Origin of the sequence: Peteryoungia rhizophila (genome assembly GCF_004912145.1) — a bacterium.
GTDB classification, from domain to species: Bacteria; Pseudomonadota; Alphaproteobacteria; order Rhizobiales; family Rhizobiaceae; genus Allorhizobium; species Allorhizobium rhizophilum.
Genome location: NZ_STGT01000001.1, coordinates 738304 through 754814, shown reverse-complemented (window position 1 = coordinate 754814; position 16511 = coordinate 738304). Strand labels below are relative to the sequence as shown.

At 62.2% G+C, this 16511-nt stretch carries 13 protein-coding genes, 1 pseudogene and 1 riboswitch; of the genes and pseudogenes, 11 read left to right on the top strand and 3 right to left on the bottom strand.

Annotated features, from left to right (window positions below; genetic code table 11):
* The first annotated feature begins 49 nt into the window (after positions 1-49).
* Both E9677_RS03515 and E9677_RS03510 read left to right on the top strand, forming a co-directional pair.
* Positions 50-853: a class I SAM-dependent methyltransferase gene (locus tag E9677_RS03515; protein WP_136556691.1), complete on the top strand. Its 804-nt coding sequence runs from the start codon at positions 50-52 to the stop codon at positions 851-853.
* A 188-nt stretch (positions 854-1041) separates the two neighbouring features.
* Positions 1042-1956: a sugar kinase gene (locus E9677_RS03510; protein ID WP_136556690.1), complete on the top strand. Its 915-nt coding sequence runs from the start codon at positions 1042-1044 to the stop codon at positions 1954-1956.
* A gap of 28 nt (positions 1957-1984) precedes the next feature.
* On the opposite strand, the gene E9677_RS25110 is transcribed toward E9677_RS03510, so the two are convergent.
* Positions 1985-2155: a hypothetical protein gene (locus E9677_RS25110; protein WP_168801104.1), complete on the bottom strand. Its 171-nt coding sequence runs from the start codon at positions 2153-2155 to the stop codon at positions 1985-1987.
* A 315-nt stretch (positions 2156-2470) separates the two neighbouring features.
* Here E9677_RS25110 and E9677_RS03505 point away from each other — a divergent pair, with 315 nt between their 5' ends.
* Positions 2471-3565, top strand: a complete 1095-nt coding sequence (locus E9677_RS03505) for a PAS domain-containing protein (RefSeq protein WP_235882844.1) — start codon at positions 2471-2473, stop codon at positions 3563-3565.
* Positions 3566-3588: 23 nt separating this feature from the next.
* Here the strand turns inward: E9677_RS03505 and E9677_RS03500 are convergent, their stop codons facing one another.
* Both E9677_RS03500 and E9677_RS03495 read right to left on the bottom strand, forming a co-directional pair.
* Positions 3589-4881, bottom strand: a complete 1293-nt coding sequence (locus E9677_RS03500) for a TadE/TadG family type IV pilus assembly protein (RefSeq protein ID WP_136556689.1) — start codon at positions 4879-4881, stop codon at positions 3589-3591.
* Between the two features lie 94 nt (positions 4882-4975).
* On the bottom strand, positions 4976-5377 hold the full coding sequence (locus tag E9677_RS03495) for a winged helix-turn-helix transcriptional regulator (RefSeq protein ID WP_136556688.1): 402 nt from the start codon (positions 5375-5377) through the stop codon (positions 4976-4978).
* A 186-nt stretch (positions 5378-5563) separates the two neighbouring features.
* Here E9677_RS03495 and E9677_RS03490 point away from each other — a divergent pair, with 186 nt between their 5' ends.
* From E9677_RS03490 to atzF, 8 genes and pseudogenes are all read left to right on the top strand, one after another.
* Positions 5564-6463, top strand: coding sequence for an SDR family oxidoreductase (locus tag E9677_RS03490; protein WP_136556687.1), 900 nt, complete (start codon positions 5564-5566; stop codon positions 6461-6463).
* Positions 6464-6703: 240 nt separating this feature from the next.
* Positions 6704-6811: riboswitch (guanidine-I (ykkC/yxkD leader) on the top strand.
* A 75-nt stretch (positions 6812-6886) separates the two neighbouring features.
* The gene (locus E9677_RS03485; protein WP_136556686.1) at positions 6887-7960 is read left to right on the top strand and encodes a putative urea ABC transporter substrate-binding protein; all 1074 of its coding nucleotides are present in this window, start codon (positions 6887-6889) and stop codon (positions 7958-7960) included.
* A gap of 72 nt (positions 7961-8032) precedes the next feature.
* Positions 8033-8851 (top strand): ABC transporter permease, encoded by an 819-nt coding sequence (locus E9677_RS03480; protein WP_136556685.1) that lies wholly within the window; start codon positions 8033-8035, stop codon positions 8849-8851.
* Positions 8848-9697 (top strand): annotated as a pseudogene (locus E9677_RS03475) (ABC transporter ATP-binding protein). The gene E9677_RS03480 and the pseudogene E9677_RS03475 overlap by 4 nt, the downstream one beginning before the upstream one ends.
* Complete coding sequence (locus tag E9677_RS03470; protein ID WP_205910093.1) at positions 9675-10502, top strand: urea amidolyase associated protein UAAP1; 828 nt, start codon at positions 9675-9677, stop codon at positions 10500-10502. The pseudogene E9677_RS03475 and the gene E9677_RS03470 overlap by 23 nt, the downstream one beginning before the upstream one ends.
* A gap of 14 nt (positions 10503-10516) precedes the next feature.
* Positions 10517-11170, top strand: a complete 654-nt coding sequence (locus E9677_RS03465) for an urea amidolyase associated protein UAAP2 (RefSeq protein ID WP_136556682.1) — start codon at positions 10517-10519, stop codon at positions 11168-11170.
* Positions 11170-14706 carry an urea carboxylase gene (uca, locus tag E9677_RS03460; RefSeq protein ID WP_136556681.1) on the top strand — a complete coding sequence of 1179 codons (3537 nt, stop codon included), beginning with the start codon at positions 11170-11172 and terminating at the stop codon, positions 14704-14706. The genes E9677_RS03465 and uca overlap by 1 nt, the downstream gene beginning before the upstream one ends.
* Positions 14706-16505, top strand: a complete 1800-nt coding sequence (gene atzF, locus E9677_RS03455) for an allophanate hydrolase (protein WP_136556680.1) — start codon at positions 14706-14708, stop codon at positions 16503-16505. The genes uca and atzF overlap by 1 nt, the downstream gene beginning before the upstream one ends.
* The last annotated feature ends 6 nt before the right edge of the window (positions 16506-16511 follow it).

The following is a 16511-nucleotide window of genomic DNA, read 5'->3' as shown; positions in this document are numbered from 1 at the left end:
CTTTTAGAAGTGTTCCAGCCTCATCGAACTGTTCCGAAAGATCCAGCCTGTGCAAGCCGTTAGCTCCATTCCCAATCGTGACCTGCGTGACGAGATCAAGGCCTATTGGTCGCTCCGGGCAGAAACCTTCGACACCCAGCCCGGTCACGAGATCTTCTCCGAAGACGAAAGAGCGGCTTGGCACGCTTTGTTGCGTAAACACCTGGGGCAGGGAGAGGGGCGCGCCGCACTCGATCTTGCCTGTGGCACGGCGGTCGTCTCCCACCTTCTGGACGATCTCGGCTTCAAGGTCACCGGACTGGATTGGGCCGAACCCATGCTCGAACGGGCGCGGGCGAAGGCCAAGGCCCGGGGCCGCGAGATCCGCTTCCTGCTGGGCGACGCCGAGCGGACCATGGAATCCGATGATACCTACGACGTGATTACCAATCGTCATCTCGTCTGGACCCTGGTCGATCCGCTCGCCTGCTTCAGGGAGTGGCACCGCGTGCTGAAAACAGGCGGCAAGGTGCTGATCGTAGACGGCGACTTCGTCAACACGTCGATGCTGACAAGGATGATGAAGCGGTTCACAGCCTGGGCAAGCCGTATTGGTCTCGCCAAGGATGCCTTGCACGGCGCGCCGAATTCCGAAATGGCGGCGACGCACAGCAGCATCCTCTCGCGCGTGCATTTCTCCAACGGCGCTCATGCCAGCGCGGTAGCGGAGCTTTTGAGGGAAGCCGGTTTTTCCAAGGTCACGATCGACCAGGACATGGGCGCGATCCACCGGGCGCAGCGCAAGAATTTCTCCTTCTTCAAGGGCTTGGAGCGGGCCACGCAGCACCGCTACGCCATCTGCGCAGAGAAGTGACGGCGCACTTGTTTTGACGCCTGTTGCAAAGCGGGCTCGGCTGACCGGCGCTGTATCGGCCAGGCCGATCCGGCACTTCATCGACAATCTTTGAAAACTGGCCGGCCCTTCGCCAGAATCTCACAAATCCCCGTCGACGGCGGAAGGCTGGCGCGCTAAGCGGAATGAGAAAAACGGGAGGGCAAGGCATGGGACGGATCGTGTCGATCGGCGAATGTATGGGGGAACTTTCGGAAACCGGCACGCCCGGCACCCTTGGCATGGGGTTCGCGGGCGATACGCTGAACACCGCCTACTACTTGCGCCAAAGCTTGGGTTCTGACTGGCAAGTCGACTACGTCTCAGCAGTCGGTACGGACGGGTTGTCCGGTCGGATGGTGGAATTTCTCAACGGCGAAGGCATTGGAACGGACCACATTCGCCGTCTCGCCGACAAGACAATCGGCCTCTACCACATCACGCTGAAGGATGGCGAACGCAGCTTCACCTATTGGCGCAACGACAGTGCCGCCAGGCAGCTTGCAAGCGACCCCGCGACCTTGGCCCGCGCGCTTGAAGGCGCCGATTTGGCTTACTGGTCCGGCATCACGCTGGCGATCCTGCCGAACCAGGATCGCATCGCGCTGATCGAGGCATTGAGCCAGTTTGCCGGCCGGGGCGGCACGGTCGTCTTCGATCCCAATCTCAGGCCCCGTCTCTGGGACAATCCCGAAACCATGCGCGGCTGGATCCACCGCGCAGCAGCCATCAGCGATCTCTGCCTCCCGTCCTTTGAGGACGAGGCGACCTGGTTCGGTGACCGCGATCCCGCAGCCACTGTCAGGCGTTACATCGGTGAAGGCGCACGGCGCGTGATCGTCAAGAATGGCGCAGCAGAGGTGACCTATCAGGGCGCTGATGGAGCGATGACCACTCTGCCCATCCCGCCAGCCGAGCAGGTGGTGGACACCACGGCTGCCGGAGACAGCTTCAACGCGGGCTATCTGGCGGCCGAGCTTTGCGGCGCGTCGACTTCGGATGCGATTAAGGCGGGAGCACGGCTCGCGTCGAGGGTGATCGGCGCTCGCGGTGCGCTGGTCGCGAATGTGGCCACGACGTTGTGAGGCGTGGGCGCAAGTGCGCAGGGACCCGTCAGGCGGGCGCAGCACCTGCGCCGAAAAATGTAAAATAGCCCCAGGCGAGAAGAAATGCGGCGACAATGCCGGCCCAGATCAGGATCCTTCGTGCCGTCATGGAAAGGGTCCGCTTCGGCTTTGGCGGCTTGATCTCGGGCGGACGCTCGAACTTGATGACGTTCGACATTCTGGGCTCTCTCGTTCGGCCTTTCGGCTATCTTTTGGTTTCCTGCCACGATCGCGCAGGGACCACAAGAGTGCGCTCCGAATGCTCCTGACAAATGCGGGACAGTGTGTCTAATTGCAGCGACCGCTGGTGGAAGCCTGGTGTTGCCAGTCAGCCCCACAGCGAACGGCGTGCGCATCCGTCACCAAAGTGTTACTTCCCACTTGTCCCCAACAGCATGCACCGTTAGCGTTCATCCGCGAACGAGGAAGTGCCAGCCAGCGCGATGTTTGAAGCTTCTTTTGCAGGCAGCATGATGGATAAGACTGAAACGAAATGAACAGCTTTCTTGGAGCGTCCGGCCAAGCCGATTATTACCCCAGTCCGGATGGTGACTTTTCGGCCATGAGCCGAAAGATCCCCGGCGTTTCGTCGGCACATTTTCTGAAACTGGTCGAAGAGCGCGGCACGGCCGGCTTCTGGAGTTGCGATCTCCTTACAGGACAATGCAGCTGCAGCCCCGGACTTTTGCGGGTGATGGGCATCGACAGCCCGAAACACTTCAGCTTGGTGAATCTCATCGATCAGGTGCATCCGGAGGATCGAAACCTCTGCGAGGACATCTGGCCGCTCATCCGATCCGGCGTGCCGGTGAACCGCGATTTTCGCATCATTCGCGGCGACAGGACGGTGCGCTGGGTTGGTCTGCGCTCCGAAGTCGTGCTGGATGCAGACCAACGGCCGGCGAGAGCGGTCGGTCTCCTGAACGATATTTCGCAGCTCCATGAAAATCGCCAGGCGCTCGACGAGAGCCTGGGCCGTTACAGGGCACTTGTGAGCACCATCGCGGCGATGGAGTGGCGGGCGACAGCCAGCGGAGAGCCGGTCTTCTCTCATGGCTGGACGGCGTTGACGGGGCAGCCGGAATCGGAAGTGGTGAACGGCAACTGGGTAAACGCCCTCCACCCCGATGATCGTGGCGCGGTGATTGCCGCCTGGCAGCATGCCGTGGCGACCCTGGCGCCCTATGTCACCAATCATCGGATCATGAAGGCCGATGGTGAATACGAGTGGTTTCACGCCCGTGCGGTTCCCATCATCCACAAGGGCTCCCGCCCGCACGAGTGGTTGGGCATGATCATTCGCCATAGTGATTTCATCGGAACGGGAAAATCAGAGAACGCAGGCGAGGCGACGCTGACGCCCATGCAGATCCGCGCAGGACGCGCCATGCTGCAATGGACACTTGAGGATCTCTCCCGCGAATCCGGCGTGTCCGTGTCGTCGATCCGGCGGATCGAAGCGGAAGGTGAGAGGACCATCCGTCCTGCATCGCTGGTTGCCATCCGCAATGCCTTTGAACGGCAGGGGCTGATCTTCAGTGAAGACAATGCCGTCTCGCTCCGGCGCCGCCCTGACTTGCAGCTCTGAGGAGACGGATTGTCCGCCCGCCCTCAGCTCGAAAGACGGGGCGAAGTGATGATTTTCAGGAACAGGGCATTCATGGCGTCTGCGATACCCTGGCTCGGGCTGACCTCGAAGTAGAGCCCCGGCGATGCGCAGGCCTGCATCCGGGTCGGGATCTCGCTCTGGAACGGCCTGATCCACTTCTTGTACCAGTCGTTCGTGGGCAGCGGCAGATAGGTCGTGTAGAGAACCGCGATCCGATAGCCCTTGTTCTTCAGCACTTCGCACTGGGTGGTGTCGATCGGCTCTTGGCAGCGTCCGTTTGTTGTTGCTTTGGTGCAACTGCTGGGCTTGTAGGCGTCTGCGACCCCATCCGAGACAAAGAATAGAATTTTCTCCGGATTCCCAGCTGAAGAACCCGTTCCCGCCGTACCCATCAGATCGCCGATATTCTTCAATGCTCGGTCGAAATTGGTCTGCTGGTCGTTGTCATATCCTTGGTATGGAATGGACATAAGGCCGATTTTCGATGCCTTAGTCTGCACCTGATCGAGATTGTCGGTCAGCGAGGAGACTTCCAGAAGCTTCGTATCCTCGGCCTTTTCGCCGAACGTATAGACAGCCATGCGGTATTGGTTGGAGCTCTTGCGCGAGCTCTTGGCCGTGTCCATGAGCGCGGCGGTGGCCTGTGCTACGACGTCGATGCGGATCGTGACCCCGAGCCTCTTGGCGAGGTTGTAGTAGCTGTTCATGTCCTCGACCCCGTTTTTGACGATGTGGCAAGCAAAGGCACATTTGTCACCGGTGTTGGCGACCATCTTGTCAACATCGGTCGGAGTTGCTCCGACACCCATGGACGGCGTGTTGTCGAGAAGCAGATAGAAGTCGCGGAACGTATCTGTCTGGAACACGGCTTCTGCCTTGCCGGCGACAGTGACATCCGCCTGGCCGAGAATGCGTGCCAAGGTCGTCGGCACCGTGGCATTGAAGGTGAAGACCGCCTTCAGCTGCGTCCCTGCCTTGACCACATCCACGTCGAAGTCCTTCAGCTGGTAGTCTTCCGACATGTTCGCGTGGCCCATGAAGACCTTCTTTGCGTCCTCGATGGCGTCCGTCAGCTGTCCGTCCGAATTCAGTCGCATGGCTTGCATGACGCCGGCAGAGGTTTCAGCCACGGCAGCAATGGCCGCGGCGTCGGCAGCAGCCTGAAGCGTGCTGCGCACCATGAGGGCGTTGCTGATGTCGATGGCCAGACCTGCAGTGCCGATCACTGGGACCAGCAAAATGGCCGTCATCATGCCAAAGTTACCGCTGCGGTCACGGAAAAGTCGCTTGAACATAATTCACCCCCAATTTCTCAAGGGTAAATTAGCGCTATGTTGTATCGATTTGGTTGAATGGAATGGTTACCAAATTATACCACCGAGGGGGCCGTCAGCGCGCCGCTAGCTTCTTCTTTGCAGGAGGATTTTCGGCGTCGTAGACGCTACGAGCCTCGCGGATCCGCCCGTGTTGATCGGCTGTCCAGAGAACGAGCGCGGCCAAGGGGCCGAGTAGCGACTGGCCGAGCTCCGTCAGGCTGTATTCCACGCTCGGCGGCTGGGTCGGGAAAACCTCGCGACGAACGAACCCATCGCGCTGCAGACTGCGCAGGGTGCCGGTCAGCATCGCCTGGGAAATATCGGGGATCGCACGCTTGAGTTCGCCGAAGCGATGCGGCTGCAATCCGAGCGTCTGCAGGATGAGCGACGCCCACTTGTCACCGATATGGGCGAAGACGTCTCTAACCGGACAGTTTTGTGGATCCAAAACCGTCTCGGTCGGTGTCGCGATCATGGCCCTGACCGCGCTTATCGCTGAGCTGTATTCGGTTTTCGTTCGTGCATTCGCCGTCACAGGTATTGCCCTTCGAACCTGGTTCTAAAAAACTGCCTACTTTACGGCAGGGATATGGTCTGTAATCTAAGCCTACTCTGAAAATTAGACCAGCCCCAAAAAACAGGGCGAGAAAGTGGAAGTGTTATGACTGCTAAATACCTCGTTACCGGCGCATCTGGCCATCTCGGTCAGCACGTGATCCATCATCTTCTCGAAACTTCGGGCGTGGCCGCGAGCGACATCATCGCAGCGAGTCGCAAGCCCGAGCAGCTGGCGAGCCTTGCAGAGAAGGGCGTGCAGGTGCGGCGGGTTGACTTCGACGATCCTGCATCGATGGACGCTGCTTTCGTGGAAGCCGAGAAGGTGCTGATCATCAGCACGGACACGCTCGATCGACCGGGGCATCGCCTCGTGCAGCATCGCGCAGCGATCGCCGCCGCCGAGAAGGCAGGCGTGAAGCACCTGCTCTACACGTCCATGCCGGAGCCGGCCAACTCGCCCCTGCTGTTCGCGCCCGACCATGAAGGTACGGAAACGGAGATCCGCGCGAGTGCCATTCCGGCTTGGACGATCCTGCGTAACAACTGGTACTTCGAAAACGTAATGATAAGCGCCGGTCCGGCCCTGGCTTCGGGCCACTGGTACTCTGCAGCTGGCGACGGAGGGATCGCGCACATCGCCCGGGATGATATTGCGCGTGCGACCGCTGCCGCGCTCGTCGCGGCGGCAAGCGACAAGAAGGTCTACACGCTGACAGGATCGTCTTCCTACACGCATCGCGACATTGCCGCTGCCGTCTCCAAGACGGCAGGCAGGGAGATCACTGTCATCGATGTGCCGGTCGAAGGTCTGGTGCAGGGCATGGTCGGTGCCGGCCTGCCGGAACCGGTGGCCCGCGTCTTCGCCTCGATCGACACTATGGTCGGCATCGGCGGCCTCGCCACGATCACGGGCGACTTCAAGGCACTGACCGGCGCCGAGCCCCAGCCATTCGAAGCCTGGGTCGAAAGCCAGGCAGCGACATTCAAGGCGATGACTGCCTGATCCCATCGGCCACCGCCAGGCCGGTCCGGGATTGCCGCGTCCCACACCAGGCATCCCGTGTGACCGCCCGTCTCCCTAGGACGGGCGGTCACATTTTGTACGGAAGCCAAGTCTGCCTCTTTCTGAGGCATCGTTGCCCGCAAGACATGCATTTGAGACAGGGTGGCCCCGTTGATGGAAGCTTTCCTCTAACATTCCCCGGTCTTGGCGACTTGGCACGCCCCTTGCTCCTCTATTCGCAGAGTTAGCCGCTAGGGTTCCGGCGCCGTGAGGCGTGGCTGGTCCGAGAGCGGCTCCCGATGGAGAGACATCCCATCGGGTGCACGGCGGGACAAAAGCCCGGGAGACCTCGTAAGCCAAGGGATTGGCGGCGCGATGGTCCATGCCGATCCCTTTTCGATGACGCAAAAGGGGAATTTCTACATGCAGACTGTCAAGACACTCCTGTCCATCACCGCACTGGCCGGCGCTCTCGCCTTCAGCCAGATGACACCCGCCGAAGCCGCGCCGAAGAAGGACTTCAAGGTCGCCTGGTCGATCTATGTCGGCTGGATGCCTTGGGGCTATGCCAATGACACCGGCATCGTGGAGAAATGGGCCGACAAATACGGCATCAACATCGAGGTCACGCAGTTCAACGACTACGTGGAATCGATGAACCAGTACACCGCCGGCGCCTTTGACGCGGTGACGCTAACCAACATGGATGGCCTGTCGATTCCGGCAGCCGGTGGCGTCGATACGACGGCCGTGATCGTCGGCGACTTTTCCAACGGCAACGACGCCCTGATCCTGAAGGACAAGGACACGCTCGAGGACGTGAAGGGCCAGAACGTCAATCTCGTCGAGTTCTCGGTCTCGCACTACCTGCTCGCCCGCGCGCTCGAAAGCATCGGCTCCTCCGAGCGAGACCTGAAGGTCGTCAACACGTCGGATGCCGACATGGTCGCCTCCTATCAGACAGCGGACGTGACGGCGGTCGTCACCTGGAACCCTTTGGTCGCCAGCATCCTGGAAGACGCATCCGCGAAGAAGGTCTTCGATAGCTCGGAGATCCCGGGCGAAATCATCGACCTGATGGTCGCCAACACGGATGTGCTGAAGGACAATCCCGATTTCGGCAAGGCGCTGGCTGGCATCTGGTACGACACCATGGCCGTGATGACCGCCGACACCGAAGAGGGCAAGGCGGCCAGGACCGCGATGGGTTCCGCATCGGGCACGGATCTCGCCGGTTTCGAAGCCCAGATGGCGGCGACCAAGCTCTTCGACAAGCCGACCGATGCTGTGACCTTCACCGCCTCGCCGGATCTGTCCAAGACCATGGATCTCGTTCGCACCTTCCTGTTCGACAAGGGCCTCCTCGGCAGCGGCGCGCCGTCTGCCGATGTCATCGGCATCGAATTGGCAGACGGCACGGTTCTCGGCGACAAGGAGAACGTCAAGTTCCGCTTCACCACCACCTACATGGACGCGGCCGCCAAGGGCGCGCTCTGAGGCAGATCAATGCCGCCCGGTTGACCTTGTCGTCCGGGCGGCTCCCGCCTCCCTGAAATCCTGGAGTGGTCGATGCGCTGGATCAATGCTCATCCCGGAAATGGCGCGCGCCTGACGCTCGTGCTCTTGCCCTTCGTGCTGGTGCTGGGTGCCTACATGATCGGCTCGGCCGAACGGCTCGCCGAAAATCCGAACGACAAGCTGCTGCCCGGCTTTGCCACCCTCTGGGAGGCGATCAACAGGATGGCGTTTACGGCTGATGTCAGAACCGGCGAATACCTCCTATGGTCGGATACCTGGGCGAGCCTTTGGCGGCTTTTCATCGGCCTCGGCATCGCCACCTCGATCGCACTCCTGCTCGGGCTTGTGATCGGCATTCTGCCGTATGCGCGAGCCGCCCTTTCCCCCTTTATCGGGGCCATTTCCATGGTGCCGCCGCTGGCGCTGCTTCCAATTCTCTTCATCCTCATGGGCCTGGGCGAAGCCTCCAAGATCGCACTGATCGTCATCGGTGTGGCGCCGATCATGATCCGCGACCTGGCGCTCACCGCCTTCTCCTTGCCGCGCGAGATGATTGTCAAAGCCGAGACGCTCTCGGCCTCGTCCTGGCAGATTGCGCTTCGTGTGGTGCTGCCGCAGATCCTGCCACGCCTGATCACGACACTCCGCCTGCAGCTCGGCCCAGCCTGGCTCTTCCTGATCGCAGCCGAGGCGATCTCTTCCGACAGTGGCCTTGGCTACCGCATATTCCTGGTGCGTCGCTATCTCTCGATGGACGTCATCTTCCCCTATGTCCTCTGGATCACGCTTCTCGCGATCCTCACCGACATCCTGCTCGATCGCCTGCGCATCGCCTTCTTCCCCTGGTCCGAATTGGAGAAGGGTAAATGAGCGCGCTCTCGGTTCAGAACCTCTGGAAGGAATACGGCGACCAGATCGTGCTCGAGAATGTCTCGATCGAGATCGAATCCAGAGCCTTCGTGGCACTCGTCGGCCCGTCCGGCTGCGGCAAGTCCACCTTCCTGCGTCTGCTGCTTGGCCAGGAGCGCCAGACGAAGGGCGAGATCCTGCTTGATGGAACGGCCCTGCCGAAGGAGCCGGGGCCTGATCGCGGTGTCGTCTTCCAGCGCTACTCCGTCTTCCCGCACCTGACAGTGCTCGGCAATGTCATGTTCGGCAAGGAGCTGAAAGCCTCGCGCTTTGCCGCCCGCCTGTTCGGCTCTGCCCGGCGCACGGTGGAGGATGAAGCCCGCGCCATGATTGCCGCAGTTGGGCTGTCAGGTTCCGAGGATAAGTATCCGGCCCAACTCTCCGGCGGCATGCAGCAGCGGCTGGCGCTCGCCCAGGCGCTCATTATGCGGCCCAAGGTCCTGCTGCTCGACGAACCCTTTGGCGCGCTTGATCCCGGCATTCGGGCTGAAATCCACACGCTGATGAAGAAGCTCTGGCACGAGGCGCCGATGACCGTCGTCATGGTCACCCATGACATGCGCGAGGCCTTCACGCTTGCCACCCGTGTCGTTGCCTTCGAGCGCCCCCGCGACCGTCCGGAGGAAAAGCTCCGCTATGGCGCCACGATCACCCGCGACATCGCCATCTGGCCGCCCCGCAGGGCGGGCGAGGCCTCCCTCTATCGCCCCGACCGGGACGGCCCGGTCTCTTCACAGGGTCAATAGCCGGGACGGCCCGGCCAACGAAACCACTGGAGATGACAATGCACATCCGACGTTCCCCTGAAGAGATCGCCGCCAACCGGGCGCGCTACGAGGAGCATCAGAAGAAGGGGCTGGAATTCGCGCCGAAGGCGCCGCCGGCCAAGAGCGTAAAGCCTGCACTTGCAATTGCTGCCGACAAGATCGTGCACCAGGAAAAGCTGCCCGGCGGCTGGTACTGGTGGACCCGCGTCAAGGCCAACGAGACGCTCCGCATCGCGCTCGACGAAGGTTTGTCGACCGTATCGGTCGTCGCCTGGAATGCCGAAGACCCGACGGAGCGCATGAACCTGCCTGATACAGTCAAGGTGCAGTGGACCACCGGGCTTGGAAAGGGGCGTGTCATCTTCTCCGACATGGGCAAGGTCATGTTCTCGATCACCGAGGACAGCTCCGGCGCCCATGACGTGCTGATGGGCGGCTCGACAGCCTCCTCGAACGCGAAGAAATATGCCGGCCAGAACGGTCCGGCGCTGCGCAACACCCGCGACAACTTCGTGCTCATCGCCACCAAGGCCGGCCTCGACAAGCGCGACATTCCCGCGGCTCTCGCGCTTTTCGCACCCGTCCGTGTCGATGCCGATGGCAAATTCGAGTGGAAACCGGATCTCGTGTCCGATGGCGACTATGTCGATCTGCGTGCCGAGATGGACATGATCGTCGGCTTCTCCAATTGCCCGCACCCGCTCGACCCCAACCCGGTCTACGCCCCCAATCCCGTCAGCATCCTCAGGATCGCGGCCATTGAACTGACGGCGGATGATTTGTGTCGAACCGCGACCGCCGAAGCCGTCAGGGGCTTCGAAAACAACACCTTCGCGGCCCTGTGAGAGGAGAGGCGACCATGACCCATTTCATCCAGACCTCTCCTGTCCGCACGCTCTCCAACACCGCGCAGGATCACTATATCGCTGCCGAAGCACCCTTCTCGACCTTCATCAAAAAGGGTCAGGTGGTGCGCATCGAGGACAGCTACGGCCAGCAGGCCGTCGATACGCTCTTCTACAACGCCCATGATTTCTCTGAGCGCTATTCCAGCCAGGATACCATGCGCGAGCAGGGGGCGGCCTATATCTCCACCGGCACCAAGGTGATCTCCAACGAAGGCCGGGTGATGCTGACAGTGACCGCCGATAGCTGTGGCCGGCACGACACCTCCGCCGGCGCCTGCTCCTGCGAGAGCAACACGGTGCGCTTCGGTCACTACACGAAATACCTGCATGCCTGCCGCGACAACTTCGTCATCGAGGTTTCCAAACATGGCATGAGCAAGCGTGACGTCGTGCCGAACATCAACTTCTTCATGAACGTGCCGATCGAACCTTCAGGCGAGATGACCATCGTCGATGGCATTTCCGCCCCTGGCGACTATGTCGAGCTGAAGGCGGAGATGGACGTGCTGCTCGTCATCTCCAATTGCCCGCAGATCAACAACCCTTGCAACGGCTTCGATCCCACGCCGATCCGGGTGCTCGTCTGGGACGACGAGGCGGCCTGATGTTCAAAAAGGTTCTGATTGCCAATCGCGGCGAGATCGCCGTGCGCGTCATCAAGACGCTTCAGAAAATGGGGATCGCAAGCGTTGCGGTCTATTCCGATGCCGACCGGTTTTCGAAGGCCGTGCTGATGGCGGACGAGGCGGTGCGGCTCGGCCCCGCACCCGCAAGCGAAAGCTACCTCAACGTCGACGCCGTGATCACCGCCTGCCGCCAGACGGGTGCGCAAGCCGTCCATCCGGGCTATGGCTTCCTCTCGGAGAACATCGGCTTTGCCGAGCGGCTGAAGGCGGAAGGCATCACGTTTATCGGTCCGACGCCAGACAATATCTCCGCCTTCGGCCTCAAGCACACGGCGCGCGAACTGGCCAAGGCGAGCGGTGTGCCGCTCTTGCCCGGCTCCGGCCTGCTCGACAGCCTGGAGGAGGCGCTCTCCGCAGCTGAGCAGATCGGCTATCCCGTGATGCTGAAATCGACGGCTGGCGGCGGCGGCATCGGCATGCAGCTCTGCGACAGTGCGGAGGCTCTTGCCGCAGCCTTCGACACGGTCCAGCGCACGGCGAAATCCAGCTTCGGCGACGCCCGCGTTTATCTCGAACGCTTCGTATCGAAGGCCCGTCATGTCGAGGTGCAGATCTTCGGCGACGGCAAGGGCAGGGTCATTGCGCTCGGCGAACGCGACTGCTCGCTCCAGCGCCGGAACCAGAAAGTGATCGAGGAAACCCCGGCCCCGGGTCTGTCCGATGCGGTGCGCCAGCGCCTGCACGCCGCCGCTGTGTCGCTCGGCCAGCAGGTGGCCTACGCCTCCGCCGGTACGGTCGAATTCATCTATGATCCCGCCCGCGAAGAATTCTACTTCCTTGAGGTGAACACCCGCCTGCAGGTCGAGCATCCAGTGACGGAAGCGGTCTTCGGTGTGGATCTGGTCGAGTGGATGATCCGTCAGGCAGCCGGCGAAGATGTGCTGACGGGCAGTGAAAACCTCGTGCCAAAGGGTGCCGCTATTGAAGCGCGCGTGTATGCCGAGATGCCCCATGCCGGTTTCCGCCCGAGTGCCGGGCTGCTGACCGAAGTGGTCTTTCCCGAGGGCATCCGCGTCGACGGCTGGGTGGAAACGGGAACCGAGGTCACGCCTTTCTACGATCCCATGCTCGCCAAGGTCATTGTCTCGGGCGCGGATCGTAACGCAGCCATCGCCACACTCTCCTCCGCGCTGGAAGAAACCTCGCTTGCCGGCATCGAGACCAACCTCGAATATCTAAAGGCCATCGCCGCCTCCGACCTGTTCCGCAGCGGCGATGTCGCGACCACGGCCTTGAAGGATTTCGCCTTCGTGCCCGATGTCGTCGAAGTGGTCGCCCCCGGCGCGCAATCGAGCCTCCAGGAACTGCCGGGCCGTCTGGGTCTCTGGCATGTCGGCGTGCCGCCCTCGGGCCCGATGGACGAACGCTCCTTCCGCCATGCCAACCGGCTGGTCGGCAACCACGATCATACGGCGGCCCTGGAGCTCACCGTCTCAGGGCCGATGCTGAAATTCTTCTCCGATACCGTGATCGCGCTCGCCGGGGCCGTGATGCCTATGAAGCTCGACGGCATCGAGGTGCCACACGACAAGGCGGTCCAGGTGAAAGCCGGCCAGACGCTCGCCATCGGCAACATCACCGGTGCAGGCCAGCGCGCCTATCTGGCGGTATCCGGCGGCTTCGACGCGCCCCTGGTCATGGGCTCCCGCGCCACCTTCGGCCTCGGCCAGTTCGGCGGCAATGCCACCGGCACCTTGCGTGCCGGCCATGTCTTGCGCTTGGCCCGCCGGAACCAGACCGATGTCCTCCCGGCAGCCGAGCCTGCGGAACTGACCCGCGAATGGTCCGTCGGCGTCCTCTATGGACCCCATGGCGCGCCCGACTTCTTCCTCGAAGACGATATCGAGACGCTGTTCTCGACGCCTTACGAGGTGCATTTCAACTCGGCGCGCACCGGTGTGCGCCTGATCGGCCCGGCGCCCAAATGGGCGCGCGAGGATGGCGGCGAGGCGGGGCTTCACCCCTCCAACCTGCATGACAACGCCTATGCGATCGGCGCGATCGACTTTACCGGCGACATGCCGATCATCCTCGGCCCCGACGGTCCGAGCCTCGGCGGCTTCGTCTGCCCGGCTGTCATCGCCCGCGACGAGCAGTGGAAGATGGGCCAGTTCAAACCGGGGGATAAGATCCGGTTTCATGCCGTGGCCCGAGCAAGCGATCCGCTGGCGGGGCCGATGGTGAAGCGCATATCGGAAACAGCCGGGTCGGCTGTGATCGGCGCGACCGAGGGTGGCGGCGTTCCCGTCGTCAACCGCCGACAGGGCGATGACAATCTGCTGGTCGAATACGGCCCGATGCAGCTCGACATCGGCATCCGCATGCGCGTCCATCTGCTGATGCAGGCGGTGAAGGCGGCGAGGCTTCAGGGCCTGATCGATCTGACGCCGGGCATCCGTTCGCTGCAGATCCACTACGACAGCACCATACTCTCGCGCTCGACACTCCTCGCCGCCCTCGCCGAGATCGAGAAGGGCCTGCCTCCGGTCTCCGCCGTCAGGGTGCCGAGCCGGACCGTCTGGCTGCCGCTCTCCTGGAACGATCCGGATGCGGAACTGGCCATGCGCAAGTATCAGGAACTCGTGCGCCCGAACGCGCCCTGGTGCCCATCGAACATCGAGTTCATCCGCCGTATCAACGGGCTCGCCGACGAGCAGGCGGTGAAGGACACGATCTTCAACGCCTCCTATCTCGTGATGGGCCTCGGCGATGTCTATCTCGGCGCCCCAGTCGCAACACCCATCGATCCCCGCCACCGGCTGGTGACGACGAAGTACAATCCGGCCCGCACCTGGACGCCGGAAAACGCCGTCGGCATTGGCGGTGCCTATATGTGCATCTATGGCATGGAAGGGCCGGGCGGTTATCAGCTCTTCGGCCGCACGATCCAGGTCTGGAATACCTGGCGGCAAACGGATGTGTTTGCCAAGGACAAGCCCTGGCTGCTCGATTTCTTCGACCAGATCCGCTTCTTCCCCGTGAGCCACGAAGAACTGACGGAAGCCCGCGCCGCCTTCCCGCATGGCGGCTATCCAATCCGCATCGAGGAGGGCACCTTCTCCTATGCCGACTACGAGGCGGAGATGGCCCGCAATGCAGAGAGCATCGGCGCCTTCAAGCAGGGACAGCAGGCAGCCTTCGAGGCGGAACGTAAGCGCTGGAAGGACGAGGGGCTCGATAGTTTCCAGGTGGATGATGGCGCGGGCGTCAGCCTCGGCAGCGATATCCCTGAAGGCTGCTTCGGGGTGGAAAGTGCCGTGCCCGGCAATGTCTGGAAACTTCTGGTCGAGGAAGGCCAGTCCGTGCAGGCTGGCGATACACTTGCCATCATCGAGTCGATGAAAATGGAAATCACCGTCACCGCCCATGCTGCCGGCCGCGTCCGGGATCTGCGTGCCGGGCCGGGTCGCAACGTCAAGGCCGGCGATGTCCTGGTCATCTTGGAGGATCTGTAATGCTGCCGACTATTCTTGATCTCGCTTCGCTCAAGGCCGCCTATGCCAGCGGGCTCACCCCGCTCGACCTCGTCGAGGAGGTGATCGCCCGCCGCAATGCTTCCGACGATCCGGCGGTCTTCATTACAGAGACGCCGGATGATCACTTGCGGGCAGCCGCAAAGGCCCTGATGGAGCGCGCGCCGGAGCCGAACAGTCTGCCGCTCTGGGGCGTGCCCTTTGCCGTCAAGGACAATATCGACGTATCAAGCCTGCCGACCACCGCAGCCTGCCCGGCCTTCGCCTACCAGCCGGAGAAGGACGCAACGGTCGTTGCAAGACTAAAGGCAGCGGGTGGCCTTGTCATCGGCAAGACCAATCTCGACCAGTTTGCGACAGGCCTCAACGGCACGCGGTCTCCTTATGGTGCTCCGCGCTCCGTTTTCGATAAGGCCTATGTCTCCGGCGGCTCCTCGTCTGGCTCGGCGGTTACGGTTGGGGCGGGTCTCGCAAGCTTTGCGCTCGGCACCGATACCGCCGGCTCCGGTCGCGTGCCCGCCGCCTTCAACAACCTCGTCGGCATCAAGCCGACACCGGGCCTCGTGCCGAATGTCGGCGTCGTGCCGGCCTGCCGCAGTGTCGACGTCGTCACGGTATTTGCGGCGACCGTCGGCGATGGTGTTGCGATCCGCAAGGTCATGGATGGCTATGACGCAGGCGATCCCTATTCCCGCAAGGCGTCGCTAGCCGCCCTGCCGGTATCAGGCTTGCGCATCGGTGTGCTCGAAGGAGCCGAGCGCGAGTTCTTCGGAAACAAGGCGGTGGAAGCCCTCTACGATGAAGCCATCGAGCGGGCGAAATCGCTCGGCGCTGTTATCGTCCCCTTCGACTATGCGCCCTTCCGCCAGGCCGCCGAACTGCTCTACAACGGCCCCTGGGTGGCCGAACGTCTGGCGGCGGTGAAGGAGTTCATCGGCACCAATGCCGATGATTTCGACCCGACCGTGCGCACCATCATCGAGGGTGCCAAGGGTTACGATGCGGTCGCGGCATTCGAGGGCCAATACAAGCTCGGCCATCTCCGCCAGAAGACGTTTGTCGAATGGGAAAAGCTCGACGTCCTGATGCTGCCAACGTCGCCGACGACCTATACGGTCGAGGCGATGCTGGCCGACCCGATCGTCAAGAACAGCCATTTCGGTCGCTACACAAATTTTGCCAATCTCTTCGGCTATGCGGCAATCGCTGTGCCCGGTGGCTTCGGCTCGGATGGCCTGCCTGGTGGCGTCACCTTCTTCGGCCCCTCCTTCTCCGACGATGCGCTGGCCCCCTTTGCCGATGCCATGCACCGCGCCGCCCAATCTGGTATGGGCAAGGACAAGGCTGCAGCCCTGCCGGAAGCCTCGAAGGTTGCCGAACCCGATGACGGCCTCGTCACCATCATGGTCGTCGGCGCGCATTTGACCGGCATGCCGCTGAACCACGAACTGACAGGCCCCGGTGGCAAGCTGGTGAAGACCTGCCGCACGGCGGGCGACTACCGCCTCTTCGTCCTGCCAAACACCACGCCGCCCAAGCCGGGCCTGATCCGCGAGCCGGGCTTCGCCGGCAAGGGGCTCGAGGTCGAAGTCTGGAAGGTCACGCCCGCAGCCTTCGGCCGCTTCGTCCAGAACATCCCCGCACCGCTCGGCATCGGCAAGGTCACACTCGACGACGGCAGCCAGGTTTCCGGTTTTCTCTGCGAACCCTATGCCATCAAGGGTGCGCAGGAAGTCACCGATCTCGGCGGCTGGCGCGCCTATATCGCCTCGTGGAAGTGAGGCTTC